Annotated in this window: 24 protein-coding genes; 2 read left to right on the top strand and 22 right to left on the bottom strand. The window is 39.3% G+C overall.

The window, feature by feature from the left end:
• Window positions 1-86 precede the first annotated feature (86 nt).
• The gene (gene sigK, locus NE558_RS05465; protein WP_256148909.1) at window positions 87-758 is read left to right on the top strand and encodes an RNA polymerase sporulation sigma factor SigK; all 672 of its coding nucleotides are present in this window, start codon (window positions 87-89) and stop codon (window positions 756-758) included.
• Here the strand turns inward: sigK and NE558_RS05460 are convergent.
• The 9 genes from NE558_RS05460 to hydA all read right to left on the bottom strand — a co-directional run bounded on the left by NE558_RS05460 (window position 751) and on the right by hydA (window position 12,792).
• The gene (locus NE558_RS05460; RefSeq protein WP_256148908.1) at window positions 751-2,334 is read right to left on the bottom strand and encodes a recombinase family protein; all 1,584 of its coding nucleotides are present in this window, start codon (window positions 2,332-2,334) and stop codon (window positions 751-753) included. The genes sigK and NE558_RS05460 overlap by 8 nt on opposite strands.
• Entirely contained in the window at window positions 2,297-3,286 is a 990-nt protein-coding gene (locus NE558_RS05455; protein ID WP_256148907.1) for a recombinase family protein, read from the bottom strand. The genes NE558_RS05460 and NE558_RS05455 overlap by 38 nt, the downstream gene beginning before the upstream one ends.
• 34 nt (window positions 3,287-3,320) lie before the next feature.
• Window positions 3,321-4,931, bottom strand: coding sequence for a recombinase family protein (locus NE558_RS05450; RefSeq protein WP_256148906.1), 1,611 nt, complete (start codon window positions 4,929-4,931; stop codon window positions 3,321-3,323).
• A gap of 81 nt (window positions 4,932-5,012) precedes the next feature.
• Window positions 5,013-5,264 carry a DUF6870 family protein gene (locus NE558_RS05445; protein WP_256148905.1) on the bottom strand — a complete coding sequence of 84 codons (252 nt, stop codon included), beginning with the start codon at window positions 5,262-5,264 and terminating at the stop codon, window positions 5,013-5,015.
• Window positions 5,265-5,534: 270 nt separating this feature from the next.
• A complete protein-coding gene (gene preA / locus NE558_RS05440) occupies window positions 5,535-6,788 on the bottom strand; it encodes an NAD-dependent dihydropyrimidine dehydrogenase subunit PreA (RefSeq protein ID WP_256148904.1) in 1,254 nt (417 codons plus the stop codon).
• A 1-nt stretch (window position 6,789) separates the two neighbouring features.
• Window positions 6,790-8,067 (bottom strand): NAD(P)-dependent oxidoreductase, encoded by a 1,278-nt coding sequence (locus NE558_RS05435; RefSeq protein WP_256148903.1) that lies wholly within the window; start codon window positions 8,065-8,067, stop codon window positions 6,790-6,792.
• A 300-nt stretch (window positions 8,068-8,367) separates the two neighbouring features.
• Window positions 8,368-9,630: a Zn-dependent hydrolase gene (locus tag NE558_RS05430; RefSeq protein ID WP_256148902.1), complete on the bottom strand. Its 1,263-nt coding sequence runs from the start codon at window positions 9,628-9,630 to the stop codon at window positions 8,368-8,370.
• A 178-nt stretch (window positions 9,631-9,808) separates the two neighbouring features.
• Window positions 9,809-11,407: an NCS1 family nucleobase:cation symporter-1 gene (locus NE558_RS05425; protein WP_256148901.1), complete on the bottom strand. Its 1,599-nt coding sequence runs from the start codon at window positions 11,405-11,407 to the stop codon at window positions 9,809-9,811.
• 14 nt (window positions 11,408-11,421) lie between these two features.
• On the bottom strand, window positions 11,422-12,792 hold the full coding sequence (gene hydA, locus NE558_RS05420; RefSeq protein WP_256148899.1) for a dihydropyrimidinase: 1,371 nt from the start codon (window positions 12,790-12,792) through the stop codon (window positions 11,422-11,424).
• 642 nt (window positions 12,793-13,434) lie between these two features.
• Here hydA and NE558_RS05415 point away from each other — a divergent pair.
• The gene (locus NE558_RS05415; RefSeq protein WP_256148898.1) at window positions 13,435-14,295 is read left to right on the top strand and encodes a MerR family transcriptional regulator; all 861 of its coding nucleotides are present in this window, start codon (window positions 13,435-13,437) and stop codon (window positions 14,293-14,295) included.
• Window positions 14,296-14,518: 223 nt separating this feature from the next.
• On the opposite strand, the gene NE558_RS05410 is transcribed toward NE558_RS05415, so the two are convergent.
• The 13 genes from NE558_RS05410 to NE558_RS05350 form a co-directional block, all read right to left on the bottom strand.
• Entirely contained in the window at window positions 14,519-15,058 is a 540-nt protein-coding gene (locus NE558_RS05410) for a nitroreductase family protein (RefSeq protein ID WP_256149154.1), read from the bottom strand.
• 4 nt (window positions 15,059-15,062) lie between these two features.
• On the bottom strand, window positions 15,063-15,437 hold the full coding sequence (locus tag NE558_RS05405; RefSeq protein ID WP_256148897.1) for a hotdog fold domain-containing protein: 375 nt from the start codon (window positions 15,435-15,437) through the stop codon (window positions 15,063-15,065).
• A gap of 31 nt (window positions 15,438-15,468) precedes the next feature.
• Window positions 15,469-15,927, bottom strand: a complete 459-nt coding sequence (locus NE558_RS05400) for a beta-alanyl-CoA:ammonia lyase (RefSeq protein ID WP_256148896.1) — start codon at window positions 15,925-15,927, stop codon at window positions 15,469-15,471.
• A gap of 53 nt (window positions 15,928-15,980) precedes the next feature.
• Entirely contained in the window at window positions 15,981-17,162 is a 1,182-nt protein-coding gene (locus NE558_RS05395) for a CaiB/BaiF CoA transferase family protein (protein ID WP_256148895.1), read from the bottom strand.
• A 41-nt stretch (window positions 17,163-17,203) separates the two neighbouring features.
• Entirely contained in the window at window positions 17,204-18,307 is a 1,104-nt protein-coding gene (acrA, locus tag NE558_RS05390) for an acryloyl-CoA reductase electron transfer subunit beta (RefSeq protein ID WP_256148894.1), read from the bottom strand.
• Between the two features lie 21 nt (window positions 18,308-18,328).
• Window positions 18,329-19,132, bottom strand: coding sequence for an acryloyl-CoA reductase electron transfer subunit gamma (gene acrB, locus NE558_RS05385; protein WP_256148893.1), 804 nt, complete (start codon window positions 19,130-19,132; stop codon window positions 18,329-18,331).
• Between the two features lie 15 nt (window positions 19,133-19,147).
• Window positions 19,148-20,293: an acryloyl-CoA reductase gene (acrC, locus tag NE558_RS05380; RefSeq protein WP_256148892.1), complete on the bottom strand. Its 1,146-nt coding sequence runs from the start codon at window positions 20,291-20,293 to the stop codon at window positions 19,148-19,150.
• 337 nt (window positions 20,294-20,630) lie between these two features.
• Window positions 20,631-21,188 (bottom strand): hypothetical protein, encoded by a 558-nt coding sequence (locus NE558_RS05375; RefSeq protein ID WP_256148891.1) that lies wholly within the window; start codon window positions 21,186-21,188, stop codon window positions 20,631-20,633.
• Window positions 21,185-21,790 carry a hypothetical protein gene (locus tag NE558_RS05370; RefSeq protein ID WP_256148890.1) on the bottom strand — a complete coding sequence of 202 codons (606 nt, stop codon included), beginning with the start codon at window positions 21,788-21,790 and terminating at the stop codon, window positions 21,185-21,187. The genes NE558_RS05375 and NE558_RS05370 overlap by 4 nt, the downstream gene beginning before the upstream one ends.
• 12 nt (window positions 21,791-21,802) lie before the next feature.
• Complete coding sequence (gene pilM, locus NE558_RS05365) at window positions 21,803-22,798, bottom strand: pilus assembly protein PilM (RefSeq protein WP_256148888.1); 996 nt, start codon at window positions 22,796-22,798, stop codon at window positions 21,803-21,805.
• Between the two features lie 114 nt (window positions 22,799-22,912).
• Window positions 22,913-23,728 (bottom strand): prepilin peptidase, encoded by an 816-nt coding sequence (locus tag NE558_RS05360; RefSeq protein ID WP_256148887.1) that lies wholly within the window; start codon window positions 23,726-23,728, stop codon window positions 22,913-22,915.
• 149 nt (window positions 23,729-23,877) lie between these two features.
• Entirely contained in the window at window positions 23,878-24,270 is a 393-nt protein-coding gene (locus NE558_RS05355) for a type II secretion system protein (protein WP_256148886.1), read from the bottom strand.
• Between the two features lie 194 nt (window positions 24,271-24,464).
• The gene (locus tag NE558_RS05350; protein WP_256148885.1) at window positions 24,465-25,625 is read right to left on the bottom strand and encodes a type II secretion system F family protein; all 1,161 of its coding nucleotides are present in this window, start codon (window positions 25,623-25,625) and stop codon (window positions 24,465-24,467) included.
• Window positions 25,626-25,630 lie beyond the last annotated feature (5 nt).

Here is a 25,630-nt window from a genome sequence, read left to right as displayed (position 1 = left end):
CAGACACGCACGCAACGCAAAATTGCAACATACAATAACTCTATACCATGGTTTCAGAGCATTTTCAATCTTTCGGGGGTGAGTGTGTGTTCGCTTTTTTTGCTGTTTTGCCATTTTTATTTGCCTTTTCCTCTTCCGGCGCGTTTCCAAAACCACTATCAAAAGAAGATGAGGCCTACTATCTAAAACTTTATCAATCAGGAACCGAGGAAGAAAAAAAGGAAGCTAAAGATAAATTAATACTTCATAACCTTCGATTAGTGGCTCACATCGCAAAAAAATATTCCGGCAGCGCACGCGAACCTGAAGAACTTATTTCAATCGGCATAATTGGTTTAATCAAAGCTGTAGATTCTTATAATTTAGAAAAAAATGTGCGGCTTGTGTCATACGCAGCAAAGTGTGTGCAAAATGAACTGTTAATGTGGTTAAGGAGTGGTAAAAAATATCAAAATGACATTTCTCTCCATGAACCCATTGGAACTGATCGAGATGGGAATGAAATTGTCATGCTGGATATCATCAACAGCGATAATCCTGATTTTGTGGAAGCCATTGATTTTTCCATCAAATCGGAAAAAATGGTAGACGCAATAAAAACCGTCCTCACCCCTAGGGAAAGGACAGTGATTATTCTACGATACGGTTTATCCAATCAAGACATTTTAACCCAGCAAGAAATTGCAGAACGCTTAGGAATATCCCGTTCATACTCTTCTGATATTATAGGGCTAAACAATTATCAAACTCTTATTTAACATGAATCTCCTTACAAATTTCATCCTTTTCCAGTATCATGTCTTGGAAATTCCAAACGATTCGAATGGAGCCATTCTTCTCAATCAGTATTTCATGAACAAATGTCTCAACCATTTCTCTTGTTATGATTGCAAACAAATTTAATTTACCTTTGTTGAAAGTGTCCTCTAACTCTTTCTGCAAAATCCCAAGCCTATCATTTTCATGTTCTAAAACATCCTCTGTTTCCAAAATTCTTTTTTGAAGCTCTGCTTTTTTTTCTGAAAATATCTTTTTATCTACTTTTTTTTCTCTATATGCTTCATATTGCTTTATCTGTGCAAGAGCCATTTGTTTTCGGTTTCTTTCACTTTGTGTAATTATTTTTTTTGCAGTTTGTATTTTGTTTTCTATTTGCTTTCGGTGATGTTCTTCCAACACCTCATCTGTTATCAATTCAAAAAATTGATTTAAACAACCTAAAATAGCATTGGTAATACAAACTTCCTCAATTTTTTCACTATAACAAGAACATTTTTCCGAGTACCTGGAGGCAGTACAGCAATAGGTCGCCTTCGAGGGATTATCCTTTTCAGAAGTTTTTCTGGGTATTCCGTAATTGCAAACACCGCACCGAACCTTTTTCCATAATGGATATACCTCTGTATTTTTTCTTGGATGATAGCTTTTAAAGCCAGCATTTACTTTTTCAAATACGTCTCTTTTCACAATGGCTTCATGGGTATTGGGAACAACAATCCATTCCTCTTTTGACACATTTTTGCTTAATCCACTGCCTATTGCTTTTGGTCTCACCCGTCCATATACCCCATCCCCCACATAGCGCTGGTCTTTCAAAATCTTTGATATGGTTGCAGGGTGCCACAAATATTCCTCATTTACACAATGGCAGAAAAGCTTTTCTTTCCGGATTTTTCGTAACAATAAAGGACTGGGTACACGCTCTTTATTCAGTGTGCGAGCAATTTCGGCCTTTGGTATTCCTTGTAAAGCCATGTCAAAAATCTTTTCTACAACAGGTGCTGCCTCTTTATCAATGAAAAGCCCTTGCTCCTTGGATTTTTGATAGCCATAGGGTGCGAAGGCATTTATAAACTTGCCTTGCCCCGCCTTTACCCGCTTTCCACTGGAAATTTTTAGAGAGAGGTCTCTGCTATAAAGGTCATAGATTAAATTCTGAAATGCTGTTCCCATAAACGCCCCATTACCAGAAACATTACTGCTGTCAAAATCATCATTTACAGAAATAAACCTAACACCTAAAAATGGAAAAACCTGCTCCAAATAGCTTCCTACCTCAATATAGTTTCGGCCAAATCGAGAAAAATCCTTAACAATGATGCAATAAATCTTACCCTCTTGGGCCTGTTTAAGAAGTTCTGTTATCCCTGGACGACGAAAATCAGTACCGCTGAAACCGTCATCGCAAAACTCCAATGTTTCATAAGATGCAAGCTGTTTGTTTTTTGATAAGTAATTATGAATGATTTCCCTTTGTCCTTTTATGCTATCGCTTTCCTTACCGATTCCATCCTCATCAGAAAGACGGAGGTATATCCCAATTTTCGGAGTCAATTTTCTCACCCCTTTGATTCATGATGGTTTGAACCTGAAAAAAAATTTCTGGGGGTATTATTGGTTCATGGGTATGTTCAATCATATTCCGTTCTTCCTCAGGAATCACTTTGGTTACACTTCCCTTATATAAAACCTTCTCTGTTTTGCGTTCCACAAGGCAACCCAAATAACAGGGGTTTCTCAATATATTTGTAATAGTAGAGCCATGCCAAAGGCTTTTATTTGTTTTGTCAGACTGCTTCAAATAAAGTTTGCTCCAAGTAGGAATCCCCATATCATTCAACCTATCAGCTATGATAGAAACCCCTACCCCCTCCAACCTCCATCGGTATATTTTTTCTATAACTACAGCCTGCTCCCTTTGTATGACTAAATGATACGGATGGGTTTTTGAACGAATATAACCATAGGGGGGCTTCCCACTCATAAAAATCCCATTCCTTTTCTTTACGTCTATGGATGTACTGACTTTCTTGGAGATGTCTTTTGCATAGCTATCGTGTAATATCGATTTTAGTGGTACGATGAAATCGTCCTGCTTTCCTTTCACATTGCTATCAAAATAATCATTTATAGAAATAAATCTCACGTTTTTGCTGGGAAAAATGTTCTCTAAATATTCTCCAACTTTGAGATAGTTTCTGCCAAATCGAGAAAAATCCTTAACGACAATGCATTGAATCCGCCCCGCTTCCACATCCTCCATCAACCTTAAAAAAGCAGGCCTATTAAAATGCGTGCCTGTTTGTCCGTTATCAATATAGCTTTCTACAAATATCAGGTCTTTCTGTTCCTCTATAAATCTTCGTCCTATTAAGATTTGATTTTCAATGGAGCTTCCCTCAGAAAGAGTATCCTCCACTGAAAGCCTTGCATAGATACCGGTGTGATAGTGCATGGATTCTTGTATCACTTCATGCTCCAAGTTTTTCCTGCTTTTTCTTGCCATTTTTACTGCCCCTTTACTATAGAAATAAAAGGATTTATTGGGTTCTATCACTGTTTAGAGCTTCATCCTGATAGCGCAGTATTATTTTTATCTTTTTTCCCTCCAAAACAATGATTTTATCTATCATCAAAACCAAATAAGACCTTCTTAATTCCTCGGTAAAATCCCTTTTTCCCCCTTCCATCCTATACAACTTTTGCTGTAAGTTAGCATTCTCCAGATTTTCTTTTTCCATCATTAAATAGTGAATGTTTGTTTCAACCTCCAGACATAGTTTTTCATAATATTCCTTCATTTTTTGAAACTCAGCCTTTGTCAAAGTACCATCTCTGTAGTCCTCATATATATAATTTTTTAAGGCCTGATATTTTTTCAATTCTTCTTTTTTACAGCTTATCTGCACTGATATTTTTTGAATTTCAAGTTGATTTGACGCATCCTTCCCTTCAATGCTTTCCCCATTTAACTGATTAAAAATGGCCTTGTGCTTTTGCAATAATGCCGAAATAGCCTCTAAAACAGCATCCTCTCGGATTCTATGGCTGGAGCATTGGTTTTTATCTTCTTTATTTTTGGAACAAATATAATAAATATATGTAGTTCCCCTTGCCTTCACGATTTTCCGTACCATACCGCTTCCGCAACCACCGCACCTTAGCATTCCAGAAAGCAAATAAAGATCGTCTCTTACAGGAGATGTTCGTGTATCATTCATCATCATTTGCTGTACAATGGCAAAATACTCCTTGGGAAGGATGGCATCATGGGTATTTTCAACTCGAATCCAATCTTTTCTGGATTTCTCCACCCTTTTTTTTGCTTTATAGTTCAACGTTGTTTCTTTTCCTTGAACCATATTCCCTGTGTATAGTTCATTTTTTAGAATACGATCCACCGCCATAGGAGACCACTTTGCTTTGGGATTCAGTTTAAATGAAGTAAAAAAACGTTCTTCTTTTAATGCTTTATACTCCATGGGAGATGGAACCCCGACACGGTTTAGATAATCAGCAATATATAAATTATTATATCCTTCCATTCGCATAGCAAATATTTTCCGAATGATTTCTGCCGCAGTTTCATCAAGTTTCAGCTTATGTTTATCCTCCAAATCACGAATATATCCATAAACAGGAAATGCCCCAACAAAGTCACCTCGCTTTTGCCGCATTTCCAATTGTGACCTAACTTTTATGGAGATATCCCGACTATAAGCATCGTTTAATAAGTTCTTAAAAGGTACAATCATGCTGTTTGTATATCCGTTATCTTTGGCAGTATCAATATTGTCATTAATCGCAATAAAACGTACTCCTAAAAAAGGGAAAATCTGCTCAATATATTTTCCTGCTTCAATATAATTCCTGCCAAAACGAGAGAGGTCTTTCACAATCACGCAATTTACAGCCCCACTTTTGATTTCCTCCAGAAGTTCCAGAAATGCAGGACGTTCAAAAGTAACCCCACTAAAGCCATCATCGACTTTTTCACTGACAATACGAATATCTTTTTCAGTCTTTATATATGAATGAATCATCTCTCTTTGATTCTGCACGCTATTGCTTTCAAATGTATCTCCATCTTCTTTAGATAAACGTAAATAAATACCCGCCCGATACCCCTTGGGTGTTTCATTCTGATACATAAAAACCCTCCCTAATTTGTATAAATAGGCAGTAAACAAGGGTAAAACTGCTTTTTTTGTGCTTAGACAAATCTTGAGTCACTAAAACATTCTCATATATTGCTTCATTTGCTCAGTCAGAGTTGTTACAGAATCAGAAAACTCAATTTTAACAACGACATTCCCACACTTAAATAAATACGGATTCTTAATTTGTCTGATAAAATCGGCAATTCTTTCTTCTCTTGGAAGTTCATTTTGTATTTTTACATCATTAATATCTATCAAATCGTCAAGATTCACTGTAAGGGGATCCACTTGTTTCAAGTCTTCCAGTTCTTTTGGTGTAAACATAAAATACCTCCTAGTCTCCTACTCCATTTATATAAAAAACCCTCTTGTCCTATGCGGTGCAAGAAGGTTTTAGACTTGGTCTAGTTCTTAGGAATGTGAGATTTAGAAGAGCATCTTCTATAGTCAATACTGTTGTTTTCAGATGAAACCAAAGTTTCAAAATAGTACCTCTTAAACAGAAAAACACCCTAAACTGCAGTTCTGCAATTTAGGGTGTTTTTGCATATTTTATAATTGGGAAGGAGAATTAATAACGGCATGAAACGTTACTTATTCATAATCTTTTTTCATTGCAATTTCAGCTTTTTGTCTACCATCTTTCCATTTCACTTCGCCCGGTGTGATGCAGTTTGCAACGGGACAAACGTTTAAGCAAAGATGACAACCAACACATTTATCATTCAATTCCGGTCTGCGTTTATCTGCATTCCAATCAATTGCTTGATGTCCCGCATCATAACAGGAAATGTAGCATCTGCCACAGCCTACGCATTTTTTATCATTAAAATCAGGCAGAATCTTAAAATCACGATTTAAGTCTTCCGCTGGGATTACATTGCCTAAGGCCATACCTATGAAATCATCCAGCTTATCATAACCTCTTTCATCCATCCAATGCATCAAACCGTTGGACATATCCTCAACCACACGATAGCCATACTGCATAACCGAGGTTGTTACCTGTAAGTTTCTACAGCCCAGCAGTAAGAATTCCAAACAATCTCTCCATGTTTCAATGCCACCGATACCTGACATAGGCACGTTTTTCAGCTTTTCATGCTGTAGCATTTGTGCAATAAAGCGTAATGCAACAGGTTTTACTGCGGCACCTGAATAACCGGAAATAGAAGATTTCCCGTTTACAACAGGCATGGCTGTCATGTTCTCTAAATCAATATTGGTAATGGATTTAATGGTATTGATTGCAGAAATACCTTTTGCACCACCTTCCATTGCCGCAAGGGCAGGAATGGTCATATCTGTAATGTTAGGGGTCATTTTTGCAATGAAAGGAATCTTGGTGGTTTCTGCAACTGCCTTGGAATACGCCCGCACCAAATCGGGATTGGAGCCAACGTCAGAACCCATGGCATGGGAGGTCATCTGAGGACAGGAAAAGTTTCCTTCAATCAAATCCACACCAACTTCATCGCACATTTTAGCAAGTTTACGCCATTCTTCTTCATTGGAACCCATAATAGAGGCAACCATAATTTTTTCAGGATAAGCTTTTTTCAGCTTATACATATTCTCAAAGTTTACCTCTGTAGGCTTGTCTGAGATTTGCTCCATATTCTTAAAGCCCAGCCATGGCATCCCTTCCTTTTTCACATGGTCAAAACGGGGTGAACACTCGTCAGCAACAAAAATACCAATGGTTTTGTAGAAAACACCGCCCCAGCCCGTTTCAAAGGCCTTCGCCACCATTTCATAATTGCTGCCTACAGGGGATGATGACAGGAAAAACGGATTTTCACATCTAACACCTAAATAATCAATTGATAAATCTTTTTTAATCCCCATTTTAGTTCACCTCTTTCTGTGCAAGATACTTCATCATCTCTTCTGCCGCAGCTTTTCCGGATGCAACAGCTTCAACCACAGTTTTTCCGCCTAAAACAACGTCACCACCGGCAAAAATTCCATCAATATTGGTTTTGCAGCCACCTTCGGTCACAATCAAGCCTTTCTCGTTCACTGAGAAGGGTGCCAAACTTGTCATATCCTCTGCCCCTTGTCCAATGGCAAAAACAACGGTATCAACGGCAACCTTTGCCTCGGATTCCCCATCTCTACCTTTGAACTTCATGGCTTCTACCTTATCCGTACCCACTACCTCAGCAGGAGCGAAATTAGTGGTAATGGAGATACCCAAGGATAACGCATACTGGAATTCAGCCATATCCGCAGGAGCCTCTTCAATGGTTCTTCTATAATAAATATCTACCTTCTCTGCACCCAAAAGTTTTGCAGAAACTGCACAGTCCATGGCTACGTTGCCACCGCCAATTACGATAACCCTTCTACCTGGATCATATGTACCCTCAGATTTTCTGGCTTTTTTTAAGAAATCCGCAGCAGCCAATACGCCGGGTAGTTCTGTACCAGTAATTTCAGGCAGTTTTTCCATCCATAAACCTGCACCGATAAAAATCGCTTCATATTCTTTTTGAAGGGCTTCAATGGAGATATCTTTTCCAACCTTCGTGTTAAATACAAACTTCACACCTAAATTTTTCACTGTGTCAATATCATGGTCAACCACATGCTGAGGTAATCTTGCAGGAGCAATACCGTAGGTTAAAACACCACCAGCCTTTTCCTCTCCTTCATAAATTGTAACCTCATAGCCTTCTAATGCAAGCTTTGCGGCACAGGCAAGGGATGCAGGTCCTGAACCAACACAAGCAACCTTCCCGGCTTTTTTCGTTTCAGGGGCTTTTAAAATATTCATTTGCAGAGCTTCTTCCTGTTCCACAGCGAATCTCTGTAATCTTCCGATTTCGATAGGTTTGTCAATACCGCATCTACTGCAAGCTTCCTCACAAAGACGATCATAAGGACAGACTCTTGCGCAGCTACCACCCAGAACATTGTTTTCTCTAATCGTTTCTGCCGCACCCTTCACATTTCTAAAGCGAATAGAGCGAATAAACTTTGCAGGATCTGTACCTGCGGGACAGCTTTTGCTGCAAGGGGCATCATGGCATAGTAAGCATCTTGAAGCTTCTTCCATTGCTGTTCTTGGCGTAAAGCCTTCAACAGCCTCAGAAACATACGTTGATTTAATTACTTTACTCAAATTCCTCAACTCCTCTCATATCTTCAGGCTAAAAATATTATCAGCCTGAACTTTCACCCAATTCTGTTTTTTCTGGAATAAACTGAAAATGAAACCACATTTTTCTTTCTGTATCAATAAATTTCAGTCACTGAAGTAAAGAAACAATTTTCATCTTTAAAAACCATTTCCTACCCAGTCATTCCATACCCCTCTTTCTTTTTTAGTATCATTTAAAAATGTGATGAAAGAGGGAGGCGCCTCAAAACTTTCAGACGCCTCCCAGCAGTCTTAGTCATAAAAAATGTTCAGTTTCAAAAACTATTCTTTATCACACTTTAAAACTGCATTCAGCAATACACTAATACCCTCAGCACAAACCTCGTCGCTTGTATGCTCGGGCTCACAATGGGATAAACCCTTTTCAGAAGAAACAAATATCATTGTGGTTGGTAAAACATATGCGGCAAATTGTGCATCATGGCCCGCACCGCTATTGATATATTGATGCTTCGTATTCAATTCCTCTGCCGCTTCTTTTACATAGCCCACCAGCTTTTTATCGAAATAAACGGTATCTCGATTCCACTGATCCACCACTTCACAACGGCATTTTGCCCATTCCTTGCCCTCGAGGCTTCGAACGATTTGATAAACCTTTTTCAGCACTTCAGGATTCTCATGACGAACATCAAGGGAGAAATCCACATAATCAGGAATTACAGTATGTACACAAGGATGAACAACTACCTCACCGGTGGTATACACCAGTTCCGGATACCCAAGTTTATCAATTTCTTCATGGAGATAGCAAAGCGCCTGAGCTGCTGCATAAAGAGAATCCTGACGGTATTCCATAGGGAATGTACCTGCATGCGCCGCCTGACCATAGAATTTCACTCTGGTGTTAAACATACCCAAAACACAGGTAACTACACCAACGTCTAAACCGGCATTTTCCAAAATAGGACCTTGTTCAATATGTAATTCAAACATTGCCTTATAGTTGTCAGGGTTTAGACGGTTATCTTTTTTGCCTTTATAACCGCTTTTTTCAAGGGCCTCGCCAAAGGTTGATATTTTATCTAAAACACTTTTGGAAGCAAGCATATTTTCTTCCTTAAAATTCTTTGCAATTCCTTCCGGCAGATAAGCATTGCATACAACACCGGAACTCATCATTGCAGGGGGATATAAGGAGCCCTCTTCATTTGTCCAAATCATTGCTGTCAAGGGATGCTTATGAGGAATATTGTCTGCCGCTACGGTTTCCAAAACCTCCATTGCTCCAATGACACCTAAAATACCATCATAATTTCCACCATTTTTAACGGAATCTGCGTGAGATGCCATTACAATTCTTTTTGCATTGGGATCATTGCCCGGTAGTGTAGCATACATATTGGCAAAATCATCCGTTTCAATGGTTGCACCGATTTTTGTCATTCTTTCAATATAGTATTCCCTTGCCTGTTTTGCCTCGTCAGATAAAGAATATCTGGTAATTCCTCCGTGGCCGGCATCACCAAACTTAGAAAAAGTTCTGATTTTGTCACTGGTTCGCTCTAAACTGCATTTGTACATCATTCATTCCTTCTTTCTATATTTTTTCTCTTTATTTAACGGGCTTTAGGATTTTCCGTTTTCAAAACGGTATCCCCAGTAGTATTGCAATCAATCCCAATAATGCAATACAGAGGTGCAATATACACTGTCCGTTATGAACAAAACTTAAAACACACTATTTTATGAATAAACAAATTTAATTATCATTCATGGTAAATCCTTCGTGCTCTTCTTGACTTACGAAGCCGTAGCTTACATTTCCTTGTGCCGATTTCATTAAAGCCACATAAACTACAATTGCAATAACGAAAGAAACCATATATCCGTTTGCAGCCAAAAATTGAATGAAGTTAGGTTTTAAACCAGAACCTGCATGATATTTTAAAGCGGTATTTCCCAGCAAAGGAATAATAAAGGATACACCCCAAGCAATCATTGCGTTTTTATTCCAACCACCACTATACCAATATCTGCCGCCTTCGCCCTGATATAATCCTGCTACATCTACAAGCTGTTTCTTACAGATAAAGTAGTCGGCAATTAAAATTGCCGCAACAGGAGCAATAATGGTTCCATAATTATTCAGCCAGTTAAAGATATAGCTCGCGCCTGAACCGTAAATCCACCATGGCTGGGTGATAAAGGTAGCTATCAAGCAAGTGATGATAACGCCTTTTTTATAACTAATTTTTTTAGGAGAGATATTGGAAAAACCATTTGCAGGAGCAACCACGTTTGCCGCAACACAAGTTGTTATGGTGGCCATAATTACACCAAATGCACAGATAATAACAAGAAGCTTGTTATCCACATAATAGAATACACTGGTAGGATCAAACAATGCTTCACCCACCGTGTATTTTGTTGCCTGTGCAAACAAAGCACCAACAAATGCACACAACGCCATTGGAATTGGCATGCCCACCAATTGTCCCATAAATTGGCTCTTTTGGCTCTTTGCATATCTAGAGAAATCCGGAATATTCAGAGCCATGGTGGACCAAAAGGCTATATTTCCTGTTAGCCCTGCCATAAATACAAAGGCGAAACCGCCGTTTTGCTCAATCAGCGTAGGGTCGTTACCAACAGCGAATACATCCCCTATGGAATGACCTGAGCCTGAAATGGCATTTAATGACCACAATAATAAACCTAAAATAACAATAATCAAGATAGGTCCGCCAATATTTTGCACCCATTTTACTTTCTCCATGCCGTTATAAGCAACAAAGAAAACCAAAAGCATAAACAGGAAAAATCCGATTAATTGTCCGACAACAACACCATCATTACCGGGAAGAGCAACTTTCATGTTTTGATCAGAAAACATAGGAATTGCAACACCAATTAATGCGGCAATGGCTCCGCCACCTACCCAGCTTTGCACCGCCGTCCATCCACAGGCTATAATCGACCTTGAAAACGTAGGTAACTGTGTCCCCTTATTTCCAAAGGTCATTCTGGAGAAGATGGGGAATGGAATACCATATTTTGTACCGATTTTTGAGTTTAACTGAATGGGAACTAAAACAATCAGGTTACCCAAAATAACGTTAACTACTGCAAGCATTGGTGAAATACCCAAAGCAACCAAGGAAGATGCAAGGGCAAGGGATGGAACACAAATTGACATACCAACCCAAAGGTTGCAAATGCTAAAGGCATTCCATGTTCTTTCATTTACAGTGGTTGGCGCCAAATCCGAATTATAATACTGAGAATTGCTGAGCTCGGCGGTAGCTTCCGGTGTTAATTCATAAAGACCGTTTTTTTCCTGCTGCGTATATTTACTCATATAACCCTCTCCATCTATTTTAGATTTTTTGGACTTAACCTTCTTTTAATTAATTTCCCCCAGCCGGGCTCCCCTTTAAACTCTCCATTATCGTAAACAAGGCGGCCTCTGGAGAAGGTTTTCACAGGATAACCATGAAGCTTTGTGCCTTCCCAAATGGTATGATCATAGTCGGAATGCATGGTTTCGCAGGTCACTGTAAAGTCTTTTTCGGGATCATATATTACAATGTCTGCATCCTTACCAACGGTTAAACTGCCTTTTTGGGTACAACCGAAAATTCTTGCAGGATTTGAGGAACAAACCTCAACTGCTTTCATAAAGGTTATTTCACCATTATTTGCCTTTGCCAGCATATAAGGATACATATTTTCTACACCAGCACAACCATTTGGAATCTTTCTGAAATCATCCTTACCCCAATCCTTTTCAGACTGTTGGAAAGGACAGTGGTCAGTGGCAACTGTATCGATTACGCCTTGCTTTAATGCCTTCCAAAGGGCATCCTGACTCTCTTGACCTTTCATAGGTGGTGAACAGACAAAGTTTCTTGCGTCATCTCTCTTATAGACATCGCAGGTAAAGTTCAAATATTGGGGACAAGTTTCAGCATAAATCTGGTAGCCTTCTTCTCTCGCTTTCGCTACATATTCCACACCTTTTTTGTTCGCCAAATGCACTATGTAAAGTGGAGCATTTAAAGATTTTGCCCATGAAATAGCTCTAAAGTCTGCTTCCGCCTCTACAAACTCAGGACGAGACATATAATGGTACCATGGAGCAGTTTTTCCTTCGGAAGTATATCTTTCGACTAAAGTATTTACCAATTCATTATTCTCTGCATGAACACAAATAAGTGCGCCTATTTCTTTCGCTTTTTCAAGAACCTGATAAAAAACACCGTCTGTTACACCAAAATCATAAACCATAAAAACTTTAAAGGATGGAACACCAAATTCTACAGCCTCTTTCATAGAATCCAAGAGATCACCATGAACGTCCTTTACGCCAACGTGGAAGGCATAATCCACAGCCGCTTCTGGAGCTGCAAGGGCATCTCTTCTTTTTACTACATCTAACATTTTTTCGTTAAAGTCTTGCAACGCAAAATCAAAAACCGTGGTTGTTCCGCCACAGGCTGCCGCTCTTGTTCCTGCATAGTAACCGTCTGCAGAAATTGTTCCGCCAAAGGGCATTGCCAAATGGGTATGTGCATCAATCGCACCCGGCAATACAAGCTTTCCTTCCGCATCCACAATAGTATCACAAGGAATGTCTGAAAGGTTCTTTCCAATTGCAGCAATGATTCCGTCTTTCACAGCAATATCGCCTCGAAACATTTCTTTTTCTGTTACAATAGTACCGTTTTTAATCATTAAGTCCATTAACGCTCACCTTCCCTTGTTAGTAAATAGCTTTCCATTTTCCAATCCCGTTTCTCCATCCTGCCCCCTTCCAATCTTTTTTTATCAATAGCTTTTATGTTTATACTTATTAAAAACTATGAAAGAAACCTCATAGTAATAAGCTTGGATGTTTGCGAATTTTTTACCATAAAAAACGAGAAAAAACACACTATTTCTTGGGAAATAAAAAATATTATTCTTTTTTTGAATCAACAAAAAACTACAAATATTTTAAAAATAAAATGAAATTATTATGTATATTTCAAATATTCTAGATTGATTTCCGTTTCCCTCTGTAAACCTCTGTCAATTTTTCGCCTTTATTTTCAAAATTATTATTCACTTTAACAATAATCATAGCCTGATTATACTCATTGCAGTAAGGGGAATGTCAATGATATTTCTAATTAATTTTCGAATAAAAAAACAATTTTTTGTCAAAACATTCCTACCACAGGATTTTATTTGATTTTTTCTTTTATGCTTTAACCGACAAAATGAAAAGTGTGCAAAAAAAATATGCAAAAAAAATGAAGTTTTGCCCTTTTCTTTATTAAGTTTGATATCGTTAACCGATTGTGTTATACTAATTCATATCATTTTTATGGGGAGGATGAGAGAATGAATGCCGACTACAAATTCTCTATAAGAGAAGTATCAGAAATTTGTAACATTCCCAGCAAGACCTTGCGTTATTATGATGAAATAGAACTAGTTGTTCCTGAATTTCGGGACGAGGTCAATAGATACAGGTATTATAGTAAAAATCAGCTAGTGACCCTTTGCATTATTCGCAAACTCCGTTCCATGGATTTTGGTCTAAAGGAAATTCAGAGCATTATAACCGGAAATAAAGCAGATGATTTGGAAAAAAACATTGAAATAAAGCTAACGGAGCTGTTGGAGGAAATCAATTGTCTGCAAAGAAAATATGCATCTACAAGTGCTTTTTTACAACGCCTGAAAACAGGTGTGGACCTTTTAAACATCAAAGATGCAATCATACTGGAAGATATTAAAATAGAACAAATCTCCCAAATGCATTTGGTCTTTACACGTAAAACCATGTCCAATTACTCAAATATTGATGTTTCCGTCCATAGGTGGGTGGAAATTCTTGATTTATGCGATAGTTTGAATTTGAAAAATAAAGGAACCATTATTGTTACATATTATTGCAACCCTTTAGAACAATTTTTATATACAGATACCGACATTGAATTTGGCATTACTGTTGATTCCTCAGAGGAAGGAGATTGCTTTAGAGCCTTCGGAGACTTCACTGCCGCTACCGCAATTCATGTGGGAAATTATGCTGATATCATTCATACTCATATTCGGTTGGTTCAATGGATCAATCAAAATCAATACAAAATAATTGGACCTGTTTCTGAAGAATTCATAATCTCCCCATTGGATATTAATAACATTGATCAACATGTGACTAAAATAATAATTCCCATTGATAAAAAGAAAAAATGAGTATAAAAAGGGTGCCGATAAAATCGACACCCTTTAAAAACCATCTAATTATCAAACTCTATCAATATTTTGTTTTATTAAAAGTCTAGAGGCTATTCACAAAAACTTTTGTTTTGCAAATAGCCTCTTATTTTTATGTTATGAAGTGTTTCCAGCTACCTCTGCAAAGGGAAATTTCCATAAATGCCCGCTCCTATGGATTTTCCTAAATAATATCATCCCTTTATTGCAAATATCTTAGTATCTCCCTCACCGCTTTTCTCCTTGGCGGCACCGGCACTTCATCGGCATAGCCACAGGCCACCAAAGCAATGATCTCCTCATTTTCCGGCATATTTATAAACTTGGAAATACCTTTCTCATCAAATGTGCCCATAATCACAGTTCCCAGCCCCAGCTCCGCTGCTGCAAGGCATAAGGTTTGGCACGCAACCCCTGCATCAAACATTTCCCAACTCTCCCCCTTGGATGAAGAAAGATGACCATCCCGCTCATAACCGGAACGTTTTTTTACATTGGAAACGACAAAGATTAAAGGTGCATTTTTGACAATATGGATATTTTCAGGGGCGACTAAGGTACTTGCCATGGTTTGCAGGTGCTCTGCCTTCTCCACAACCGTATATCTAACTGCCTTACAATTATTCCAAGAAGGCGCCCATTTGACGCATTCCATTAGCTCTTCAATAACCGAGTGAGCTACCTTCTTTGGTAAATATCGTCTAATACTTCGCCTTGTTTTAATGCATTCAATCGTTTGCATAGGCTTAATAGGGTTCGTATACAAATTGCACTACTGTTGACAACGGTGGCTCAGGCAGCACATCAATAGAGCTTGGAAATGGAGGGTTTTCAGGTACTTCAATGATTTTAAAAGAACGCACCTCAATCACCGCACGATTTCCTTCCATTTTCTTAATCCTTGCCATAAATTCCATATAATCCCCAGCAAAGCAGGGCTCATATAGACGAACTTTTCTAACTTCTACGCAATGACCTGTGTTTTGAAACACCTTTGCCATCAAGCGGTTTGCAGTGTCATTAGCAAGAGTGATGCTTCTTGCACCATTTACTACGCCGCCACCATAAAAAACATCTCTATCTGACATTCTATAACGATATGTTACGGTTTGTTCACTCATAATCATTCCCCTTTCTTCAACAAAAGAATTTTTATTCCGGAAAATCTTCCAATGGACGCCATGGCTCAACCACTTTGCCTTCAGGCTGAGCACCTCTTTGCAAATGCTTTTTCACAACAAGACGCACTTTTCCCTCTGTGCACAGAACGGGTTCGTCAAACCAAACCATATCTCCCGGCTTACAATCTGTTTTTCCTTCTCGAAACGCTGGGGTCGCCAGTTTAAATACCTCAATCCAGCAATCCCTTGAGGTATTTCCCACTTTCGTGAGGGTGGCTTTAAAATCAATCATATCCCCAACAAACACGTCCTTGTAGCATTTTACATCTTCGTAACCCAAGCAGAGGGATTCATCCCCATCTACCAAAATCATCTCTTCTGTTTCCACATCTCCGATAAAATCGAATTGCCGTCCAATGGGAATCAAACCATCTTGATTAGCTCCATCGGCTGTGGTCATGTTATAGCTTAAAATAGATACCTTTCTCATGAATTCTGCACCTCCATCTTCATTTTTTCATATTAAGAGCATTATAAATGAAATTACAAAACGCCTTCTTCTTTTAACTTTTTCATTTCTTCTTCAGTAAGACCAAAAATTTCTCGGTTATGTTGACCCAAAAGAGGCGATGGTGTTGACACCTCACCCGGTGTTTCGGAAAGCTTTATCACACAGCCTTGGAAATATTGATCCCCTGCTGTAGGGTGCTCACAATGCACCATCATTTCTCTCTCCTGTATATGGGGGTGCTCAATGGCCTCTTTCACGTTTAAAACAGGGCCGCAAGGAATGCCTGCTTCATCCATGATCCTTTCAATTTCACTTTTGGTATAGTCTTTACACCACCCACGAATCAAGTTTTGTAAATCAGGTATGTAGTTATTACACCTTAAGTCGTTGGTTGCAAAGCGAGGATCCTCCATCAACTCAGGATGCCCAATGGTTGCGGAAAAGGTTCTAAAAAGCTTATCATTTCCAACGCCCAGTGCAACAAAACCATCTTTGCACTCATAAACATCAAATGGAGAAATAGAAGGATCCACATTGCCATTTCTTTGAGTAATCTCTCCTCCCATGGTATAGTTCACCAGTGCATTCTCCAAGATACTGAAAATAGTATCAAACATAGCCACGTCCACCTGCTGACCTACCCCTGTAACTTTGCGGTTATACAAAGCCAGCATAACGCCAAGAGCCAAATAAATACCGGCTACATGATCTGCAACAGATGGCCCCACCTTAACAGGATTCGTCTCCTTAAATCCTGTTAAGTTAATCATGCCGCCCATGGCTTGGGCAACAATGTCATAGCAGGGACGGTGGGTAATTGGGCCATATTGTCCAAAGCCTGATCCAGAAGCATAGATAATGGCAGGGTTTATTTTTTTAATGGTTTCATAGTCTATTTTCAGTTTTTTTGTGATGCCGCCTCTGAAATTCTCCACCAAAATATCTGCATCCTTTACAAGCTCATAAAACAATTCCAATCCTTTTTCTGTTTTTAGATTTAATGTAGCACCCTTTTTATTTCTATTTACATAATTATAAAATCCACTTTCACCACTTTTTTCATCAAGGGGACCCCAAAAACGGCATTGCTCCCCCTCAATTGGTTCAATCTTCAAAACCTCTGCGCCATAATCCGCTAAAATCATGGTACAAAAAGGCCCATTTAATGCTGTTGTAAGGTCCACGACCTTCAAACCCTCCAGCGCTTTTTTCATACGATTCCTCCCCGGTCAATTCAAAGACTAAGATTTATAACCTAAGCATTTTTACCTTCCTTAATTGCTTCGATCATCATTGGTACAATTTTAAACAAATCCCCTGTAATGCCATAATCAGCACAATCGAAAATAGGAGCAGTTTCGTCTTTATTTACTGCGATAATCAACTCTGAATCCTGCATACCTGCCTTGTGCTGAATGGCACCTGAAATACCAAGGGCAACATATACCTTAGGATGTACGGTTTTTCCTGTCTGCCCAACCTGATGATCCGCAGGGAGCCAACCGGAATCAATAACCGCACGAGAACCACCAACAACACCATTTCCAAACGCATCGGCCAGCTTTTCGGCTAGAGCTATGCCCCCTTGCACATCCTTACTGATTCCACGTCCCACAGAAACAATAATTTCGGCACCAATTAAATCAACAATTTTTTTAGTTTCTTTCACAATATTAATTACTTTTGATTTCAAGTCCTCATCAGTTAAGGTTACATGACGTGTAACAACCTGACAAGCCTCCGCCATTTCTTGGCTAAATTCCGCTTTTTTCATAACCCCCGGTCTTACTGTAGACATACAGGGACGGAATCTAGGACAAATAATAGTTGCCATCAAATGCCCCCCAAAGGCAGGACGAGTCATTTTTAAATTTGTATCCTCCATCGGGAAGGTCATGGATGATATATCCAATGTAGAGGAAGTGGAGAGAAATTCCACATATTTTTTCATATCAATATCTAAATGAGTACAATCTGCTGTTAAACCTGTATGTAAGCGTGCCGCACATCTGGGGCCTAAGTCACGGCCGATGTTTGTTGCACCAATCAAAATAACCTCAGGTTTTTCCTCCATAACCACATCACAAAGCACCTTGGCATAAGCATCTGTGGTGTAAAATTCCAATTCAGGATGGTCACAAACAATCACTTTATCCGCACCATATCCACCCAACTCTTTTGCAATCTCGCTTACTTCATGTCCCAGTAGAATACCAACCAATTTCGAGCCCCGCTCATCAGCAAGCTTTCTGCCTTCTGAAATTAGTTCAAAATCAGTATTTACAAGCTTTCCTTCTCTCTGTTCGCAAAATACCCAAATATCTCGAAACGAATTTATATCAGCACTGTTAAAAGCCATACTCAGCCCATCTCCCTTCGGTTAAATGACATGCTTCTTCATCAATCTGTCCACCAAATCATCTACTTTTTCTTTGTCTGTTCCTTGAAGCATAACGCCTACACCCTTCTGTGGAGGTGTAAAGGATTTAAATATATTTGTAGGAGAGCCTTTCAGACCAATCGTATCCAATTCGATGAGGGGTTCATCCTTAAGTGCTTCATAATCCACTACCAAAAGAGGCTTGCTATAGCATTCCATAATTCCATTCAATGACATATAGCGGGGTTTCACAGCTTTATCTTTCATACAGGTAATCAAGCAGGGTGTTTCCACCTCAATCATCATATACCCATCTTCCAGCATGCGCTTTACCAAAACCAAGTCTCCGCTTTTTTTAATCCCTGCCCCATAGGTCACCTGAGGAATGCCTAATTTTTCTGCAATTTGAGGGCCTACCTGCGCTGTATCTCCATCAATTGCCTGTCTGCCGCAAAAAATCATATCTTCATTGGATAGCCCTAGTTTATGTATGGCCGCCGATATAATTTGAGAGGTTGCGAAGGTATCAGAACCTCCAAATTCTCTGGCAGAAATTAAAACCCCATCATCTGCTCCCATTGCGATAATCTCTCGCAACATTCCCTCCGCAGGAGGGGGACCCATGGTAACCGCTGTCACCTGACAACCTGTTTCATCTTTCAATTTTAGGGCCTGCTCAATGGCACTCATATCATCGGGATTAATAATAGCCGCCATAGATGCACGGTTTAAGGTACCATCGGGGTTTACAGCAACCTTTCCCGATGTATCCGGAACTTGTTTTACACAAACATAAATTCTCATGGTTAACACTCCTCCTTATCTTTTCATTACCTCTCTGGCGATTACAACCTTATGTATTTCAGATGTACCTTCATAGATTTCCGTAATCTTTGCATCACGGTACATGCGCTCCAAAGGATAATCCTTCATATAGCCATATCCACCATGAATCTGCAATGCCAAGTTGGTAACAAAACGTGCATTTTCCGAAGCATTCAGTTTGCACATCGCCGACTCCATGGTGAACGGCTTGCCTGCATCCTCTAAGTATGCCGCAAACTCAACCAGTGCCCTTGCGGCAGCTGTTTTTGTTGCCATGTCCGCAATATACCACTGAATCCCCTGTAAATTGGCAATGGGCTTTCCAAACTGAATGCGCTCATGAACATATTTCACGGATAAATCAATGGCTCCCTCTGCAATCCCAATTGCCTGGGCACCAACGCCTATTCTGGCTCCATCCAAGGCCTCCATGGCAATTTTAAAACCTTTGCCCTCCTTGCCAAGAAGATTTGCGGCAGGTACACGGCAATCTTCAAAAATAAGCTCAGCAGTTTCTGACCCTGCAATACCCATTTTTGATTCTACCTTACCAATGCTAAAGCCCGGGGTTACTTTTTCCACGATGATTGCCGACATCCCTTTTAATCCTTTTTTAGGTTCCGTCAGCGCAAATATAACAAGCACACCTGCTCTTCCCCCACCGGAGATAAAGCATTTCGTTCCATTTAAAACATACTCATTTGTCTGAGGGTCAAGGATTGCTGTGGTTTTTACCGCTCCCGCATCAGAACCCGCATTAGGCTCCGTCAGAGCGAAAGCACCGAGCTCTCCCCCTTTTGTCAAACGAGGAAGATAAGCTTCCTTTTGTTCCTTTGTGCCGTATTTATAGATAGCCTGAGGTGCTATCAAATGAATGGATAGGATAGACGCAGATGCCATACACTTTTTGCCGAATTCCGAAACTGCAATAACCTTTTCCAATGTGCCGCCGCCGGAACCGCCAAATTCCTTAGGAATTCCGATTCCAGTCAGCCCGATTTCCGCCATCTTCTTAAAATTCTCTGCAGGAAAAACATGCTCACGATCAATTTCTTCTGCAACGGGTTCCAATTCTGTTTCTGCAAATTGGCGTGCAAGCTTTTTCAACATTTCTTGTTCTCTCGTTAATGAAAAATCCATTCTTTTCATCCTCTCTTCCTTGATTTTCAATAGAAACATTGCATGATGTATTTTGGCTCATATGCTTTCCTTCCAAAAAAAGTTGTTTTAATCCTTCCCTTGTAATCGTCATATTTTAGTTATAGCCCATACAATCACTGGAATGTCAATATGTCTCATAAATTAATAATTTCAACTTTTAGGTCTCTTTTTACAAAACCTTCCCTCATGGCAAGGTATTTCCTTTTAATGTAAATGGCAGAATTTTACTACTGCGCTCTCAAAAAAACAGGAACTAAAAAAAGCAGGCAATTAAGCCTGCTTTTTGATAATTTTTTATGAACTTTTCAAATGGTTATTATTTACCCTTCTTTTCAATAAAAATTACTGTCATGGTAACCTTAACGGGATGATTTACAATATCAGCATCTTGATATTCCATGTTATCAACACTGATATTATCAATTACACATTTAAAGGGACTGGTGTATATTTTATCAATAATAGCTCGGGCGGCAGAATAATTTGCACAGTCAAACTCCACATCTATCGGTCTGTACAGCAAGCCATTCTCCTCTGTGGTTGGCGAAAAGGACAGCTTATAATCCGTTGAACTGCTTAGAAAAGCATCCATTTGCCGCATCACATTTTCCAAGTTATTATAATTGGGAATCACCGTCTTAAATCCATTGGCGGAAGATGCCTCCTCAATTTTTTCCTGCATCTCTTTTATTTTCTTCATTTTCGCCATTTCCAGCATAATATCATCCTGCACCGAAGCCGATTTTTCATTTGCGGCAGAGATACGATTGATAGAAGGAAGGGCCACTGTAAAGTAGTATAACGCTGAAAACAGAATCAAAACCAAAACGACCAGCAATACTTTCTCTCGCTTAGTAAAAGACTTAAACATCATTGTCCCTCGCCTCCTTCCTCTTTGGAATCCACCTTGGTTTCATCCACAGCAAGGATAATGGTCATTGTGGCAGTGGTAAGGGAACCGCTTTCACCATCGGTACTGGCAGTATAAATTTGCACGTTGGAAACAAAGCTGTTTTTCATAATATCTGTATAAATGCTAGAAACCTGATTTAAGGTTACCCCTGAGATTCTGACAGTTATAATATCATCCATAACGTTAAAAGATTCCACCTTGGCTTTGGAAATTAAATATTGATTCACAATTTCAAGCCTTTGGGACAACGTTGCAATTACCGGCGAAGTGATGCTTAAAGACACACTTTCGTTATATTCCTTTAAAACATCATCATAAACAGAATTTGCTTCTTTCATCTGATCCAGCTGCACCTGAGCCTGCTGTGCACTTGCCTCAGCCTGATTCACAGAATGACGCAAATCAAAAACCCCTAATTTTAAAAAGCCCAAAACACAAATAAGTATAAAAATTCCCAAGGGCAGCATTGACTTTCTATCTACACTTTTTGCTTCCCGAACCGCAAAGTTAATATCCGTTTTGGTCGGGTATTTCACTCCAATTTTTTTATCCAATATCCCCATACAGCTCACCCCCTATTGCAAAGTCGCACCAATTGCTCCACAAATCAATTCCAAGTTCTCATCCTGCCCATTTTCAGGCATCAATTCAGCAATACTATGACAGCGCACTTCCAATGTTGAGCGAATCATTTCCATCAGCGGCGTAACCTTTGCCAATCCTCCACAAAAATAAACGTCCTTTAATTCGCTGTTGGGATTATTATAATTATAGAAATTTATAGAACGAAATATCTCAACAATCATCTTTCCATAAAGCTCCTTGCAAGCCTCTTCTTCTTGCACATTATTGTAGTTTTTCATTTTATAAGAAGAAGCAATATGTACATCCACATCCAACGCTTCGGCAATCACAGAATCCACGGCACCACCGCCATACTCAATCACCCTAGTGGTTTCGTAAACGCTCCCCTTATATAAATGCACCCGTATGCCGGAATGCCCCATATCTACAATACAGTAAGCATCGGGGTGGTTTTCATTTTTATTTTCATAGTCACGAATGATATTGCCAAACGCACAAGCATCGGGTAAAGCAATTTTCAGCTTAAAACCAGCCAAATGCAATATTTTTGTATACTTCTCAATCAATTCATTTTTCACTGCCGCTATCAGCAGTTCCAAGGAGCGAATCTCCCCTTCTTCATCCAGTTCCTGACCAACGACGGCATAGTCATAATAATATTCCTCTCGATCAGCATGAATATAATCTCGGAATTCATAGGGAAGGTTTAACCTTAATTGGTCTGTACTCATATAAGGCATACTGGTTCTGCGTAAATAGCAGACTTCCAAGGGCAGAACAACAACTGCATTGCGGTTTTTCATTTGGTTTGTTTTCGCCATTGTTTTTAAAATTTCACCCAGTGCTTCAAAGGACAAAATATATCCATCCCGAACCAGATTATCCGGTGTGTTTTCCGTTGCCGTTTTCACTGCCTTTCCATCAACAATCTGTATCATTTTGATACTGCTCTCCCCAATTTGTATTCCTGTATATCCTTTGGACATTATAACCCTCCCTTGTGTCTTACATAAACGCTTTTCCTATGTATCAAACTTTATTGGTACTCTAAAAATATATAATATCCAAGCTGTTCCAAAACCAGCCGGTCATATTCAAACTTAAAATAACCCCAAATAAAATTGCAATATGGGCTGACCAACAAAAACACAAGTCATTGCCGCCATTGCAATGGAAGGGCCAAAGGGAAATGCCATAGGGTTTTCTTCATCCTCCACACGAATATTTTGAAAAATCAGTGTGAATAAGATTCCAAAAACACAAGACAGCAAAACCAGAAGTACATTAACCTGTATGCTGAAATAAAGCCCAACCATAAAATACAGCTTAATATCCCCGCCGCCCATGCTTTCCTTATGCAAAAAATGATCCATCACAAGGGAAAGAATCAAAATAGGGGCAGAAATAGCCAATCCAGCAAGAGCCCCTTTCAGGAGCTTTAAAAAGATAATATCACCTTTTAAGCAAGTAAACAAAACAAAATTAAGAATTCCTGCAATAATCAGACCATTGGGAATGATTCCTGTTTCCAAATCTACAAGGGCAATTGCCAAAAGAATCAAACCTAAAACCATAAACATCAAAGTATCTAAACTTAAGCCGAATTTCCATACCAAGGCAACAAAAACCAAAGCAGTCAGAAACTCCGTTGCTGGGTAGCGAATGGAAATTTTTTCTTTACAACAACGGCTTTTTCCCTTTTGCATCAAATAAGACACAATGGGTATTAACTCCAAAGGGGTTAGGGTATGTCCACAAACAGGACAATGGCTTCTGCCACGGATAAAGTCCTCCTCATGGGCAATGCGCCACGCAACACAGTTGATAAAACTCCCCATAATGGAGCCAACGACAAAGGTTAAAATAAATATGTATGCTACTATGTATGAATCTTGAAAACTGTATAATGGAAGCATAAGCACTTCTCCTGTTTATCCAAAACCCTTGATAGAACTGCAACCCGCCACAGTTCTATCAGGGAATTAGGTTAAGATTAGAATTAATTTAATAAATCACTTAGCAATTATAAAATCTCTTTCATCATTTGCCATCACTACTAAATTTCTTAAGTTGTGGGTGTTGTAGATGCTGCCTTAGTGGGGAAGGTTACACTGGGGAAACCAGCCTCGTCAGCGGTTGAACCCCCGTTGGGGTCGTATACCACTTCAAACTCCTCAGCTATAGTACCAGTAACCGTTATCGAAGCCCCCTTCATCTGAAGCTTCACTTTATCTTTATCAGTTCCTAACACATAAGTATCGTCTACCATTTTTTTTGAAACTTGCTCCGCATAATAAGAGCGCACATTGGCTAAATCTGCTGTATATTTTGCTTTCTTCTGTGCTGAGCTGAACGTAGGAATTGCAATTGCAACTAAAACAGCAATAATACCAATAACAATCAGCATTTCCATTAAGGTAAAGCCTTTTTTATTTTTTCTTTTTAAAATACTCTTCATATTATGTACCTCCTTAATTAGTCAATAAAAATATATTCTATGTGAGCGGGTTTCTCACAAATGAATAACAACTTAAAAATCTTGATTCCTGAAACACAAAAACCCATGTAGACTTATTTTAAATGCCCAACAAACTTTTGGCAACGATTGTAAAACAATTACCTTGCGTTAATTTCTGGAAAGGCTTCCATTTTTTATATTCCTCCATAGAGAGAGAACATTGGGGCATATACAGAAACAAGGATAAACAATACCACAACCGCCAAAACACAAATGATAATCGGCTCCAAAAGAGTTACCATTCTGGAGGTCTGGGTATCAATTTCACTATCATAGAATTCACCAATGGTATCTAAGGTTGACTCAAGGGAGCCTGTTTCTTCCCCCACAGCTGTCATTTCAACCAAAAGCTGGGGCAGTTCCGTTCGGTTATGCAAGCTATCCCCAAGGCGTTTTCCTTCCTCAAGCATAGATACTGTTCCTTTTACTTGGGTGCCAATGTATTTGTTGTCCATAACCTTCCCCGTAATGGAAACCGCCTCTACCACAGGCAAGCCAGCCCCAATCAAAGTTGACATGGTGGCGGCAAATTGGGATGCCTGCTTTAACATGGCAAGCTTTCCAAAAATAGGGATTCTAAGCTTGAAATGCTCCAGCTTCAAACGATTATCTTCCTTTTTTTCATATAATTTATACACCACCAGCACAAGGGCAATCAAAGCCACCAAGGCAAACCAATAATGTACAAAGAAATTGGATAAGCCAATTAACATCTTTGTAGGCAACGGGAGGTCAACTCCCAATTCTGCAAAGCTGCTTGTAAAAACAGGTACAGCCTTAACCATAATTAGGATTATGACAAGAACCGCAACAATCATGGTAAACCCAGGATAGACCATAGCATTTTTGACCTTTCCCTTCATTTTTGCAGTCTTATCAAAATAATCATGAAGCCGACGAAAGGAGTGCTCCAGGGTTCCCGATTCCTCCCCTGAGCGTATAGTTTCTATAAATGTAATGGGAAGGCTGGGGCCTTTGGTTTGAAAGCTTTTCGCCAAGCTAACCCCTGATGCAACATCCTTAGAAACCCCTTCCATAATGGCTTTCAACTTTTTATTTTCAGTCTGCGCCGCAATCATTTCCACTGCACGAAGGATGGGGAGACCCGCACCAACAATAACGGAAAGCTGGGAGCATAAAATCGCCAATGCTTTTTCATTGATTTTTCCTGTAACGGCATTTCCTTTTCCCATTTTTACTTCTGAAATACTTGTTACAATATCATGGTTTTCTTTAATTTTATTGATTGCTTCATATTCACTAAAAGCTTCTATGGAAGCCTTCGATTTCCGCACCCTTT

Source organism: Anaerotignum propionicum (assembly GCF_024461735.1).
Classification (GTDB): Bacteria; Bacillota; Clostridia; order Lachnospirales; family Anaerotignaceae; genus Chakrabartyella.
Note: the sequence above shows the minus strand (reverse complement) of the source record. Positions and strands in the feature narration are given on the sequence as shown.

Excerpts from the sequence above, each read along its gene's own strand:
- NE558_RS05455 (WP_256148907.1), bottom strand. The coding sequence starts at position 3,286 with ATGGCAAGAAAAAGCAGGAAAAACTTGGAGCATGAAGTGATACAAGAA.
- NE558_RS05450 (WP_256148906.1), bottom strand. The coding sequence starts at position 4,931 with ATGTATCAGAATGAAACACCCAAGGGGTATCGGGCGGGTATTTATTTA.
- NE558_RS05445 (WP_256148905.1), bottom strand. The coding sequence starts at position 5,264 with ATGTTTACACCAAAAGAACTGGAAGACTTGAAACAAGTGGATCCCCTT.
- preA (WP_256148904.1), bottom strand. The coding sequence starts at position 6,788 with ATGGGGATTAAAAAAGATTTATCAATTGATTATTTAGGTGTTAGATGT.
- NE558_RS05430 (WP_256148902.1), bottom strand. The coding sequence starts at position 9,630 with ATGTACAAATGCAGTTTAGAGCGAACCAGTGACAAAATCAGAACTTTT.
- NE558_RS05425 (WP_256148901.1), bottom strand. The coding sequence starts at position 11,407 with ATGAGTAAATATACGCAGCAGGAAAAAAACGGTCTTTATGAATTAACA.
- hydA (WP_256148899.1), bottom strand. The coding sequence starts at position 12,792 with ATGGACTTAATGATTAAAAACGGTACTATTGTAACAGAAAAAGAAATG.
- NE558_RS05415 (WP_256148898.1), top strand. The coding sequence starts at position 13,435 with ATGAATGCCGACTACAAATTCTCTATAAGAGAAGTATCAGAAATTTGT.
- NE558_RS05410 (WP_256149154.1), bottom strand. The coding sequence starts at position 15,058 with ATGCAAACGATTGAATGCATTAAAACAAGGCGAAGTATTAGACGATAT.
- NE558_RS05405 (WP_256148897.1), bottom strand. The coding sequence starts at position 15,437 with ATGAGTGAACAAACCGTAACATATCGTTATAGAATGTCAGATAGAGAT.
- NE558_RS05400 (WP_256148896.1), bottom strand. The coding sequence starts at position 15,927 with ATGAGAAAGGTATCTATTTTAAGCTATAACATGACCACAGCCGATGGA.
- NE558_RS05395 (WP_256148895.1), bottom strand. The coding sequence starts at position 17,162 with ATGAAAAAAGCGCTGGAGGGTTTGAAGGTCGTGGACCTTACAACAGCA.
- acrA (WP_256148894.1), bottom strand. The coding sequence starts at position 18,307 with ATGGCTTTTAACAGTGCTGATATAAATTCGTTTCGAGATATTTGGGTA.
- acrB (WP_256148893.1), bottom strand. The coding sequence starts at position 19,132 with ATGAGAATTTATGTTTGTGTAAAACAAGTTCCGGATACATCGGGAAAG.
- acrC (WP_256148892.1), bottom strand. The coding sequence starts at position 20,293 with ATGGATTTTTCATTAACGAGAGAACAAGAAATGTTGAAAAAGCTTGCA.
- NE558_RS05375 (WP_256148891.1), bottom strand. The coding sequence starts at position 21,188 with ATGATGTTTAAGTCTTTTACTAAGCGAGAGAAAGTATTGCTGGTCGTT.
- NE558_RS05370 (WP_256148890.1), bottom strand. The coding sequence starts at position 21,790 with ATGGGGATATTGGATAAAAAAATTGGAGTGAAATACCCGACCAAAACG.
- pilM (WP_256148888.1), bottom strand. The coding sequence starts at position 22,798 with ATGTCCAAAGGATATACAGGAATACAAATTGGGGAGAGCAGTATCAAA.
- NE558_RS05360 (WP_256148887.1), bottom strand. The coding sequence starts at position 23,728 with ATGCTTCCATTATACAGTTTTCAAGATTCATACATAGTAGCATACATA.
- NE558_RS05355 (WP_256148886.1), bottom strand. The coding sequence starts at position 24,270 with ATGAAGAGTATTTTAAAAAGAAAAAATAAAAAAGGCTTTACCTTAATG.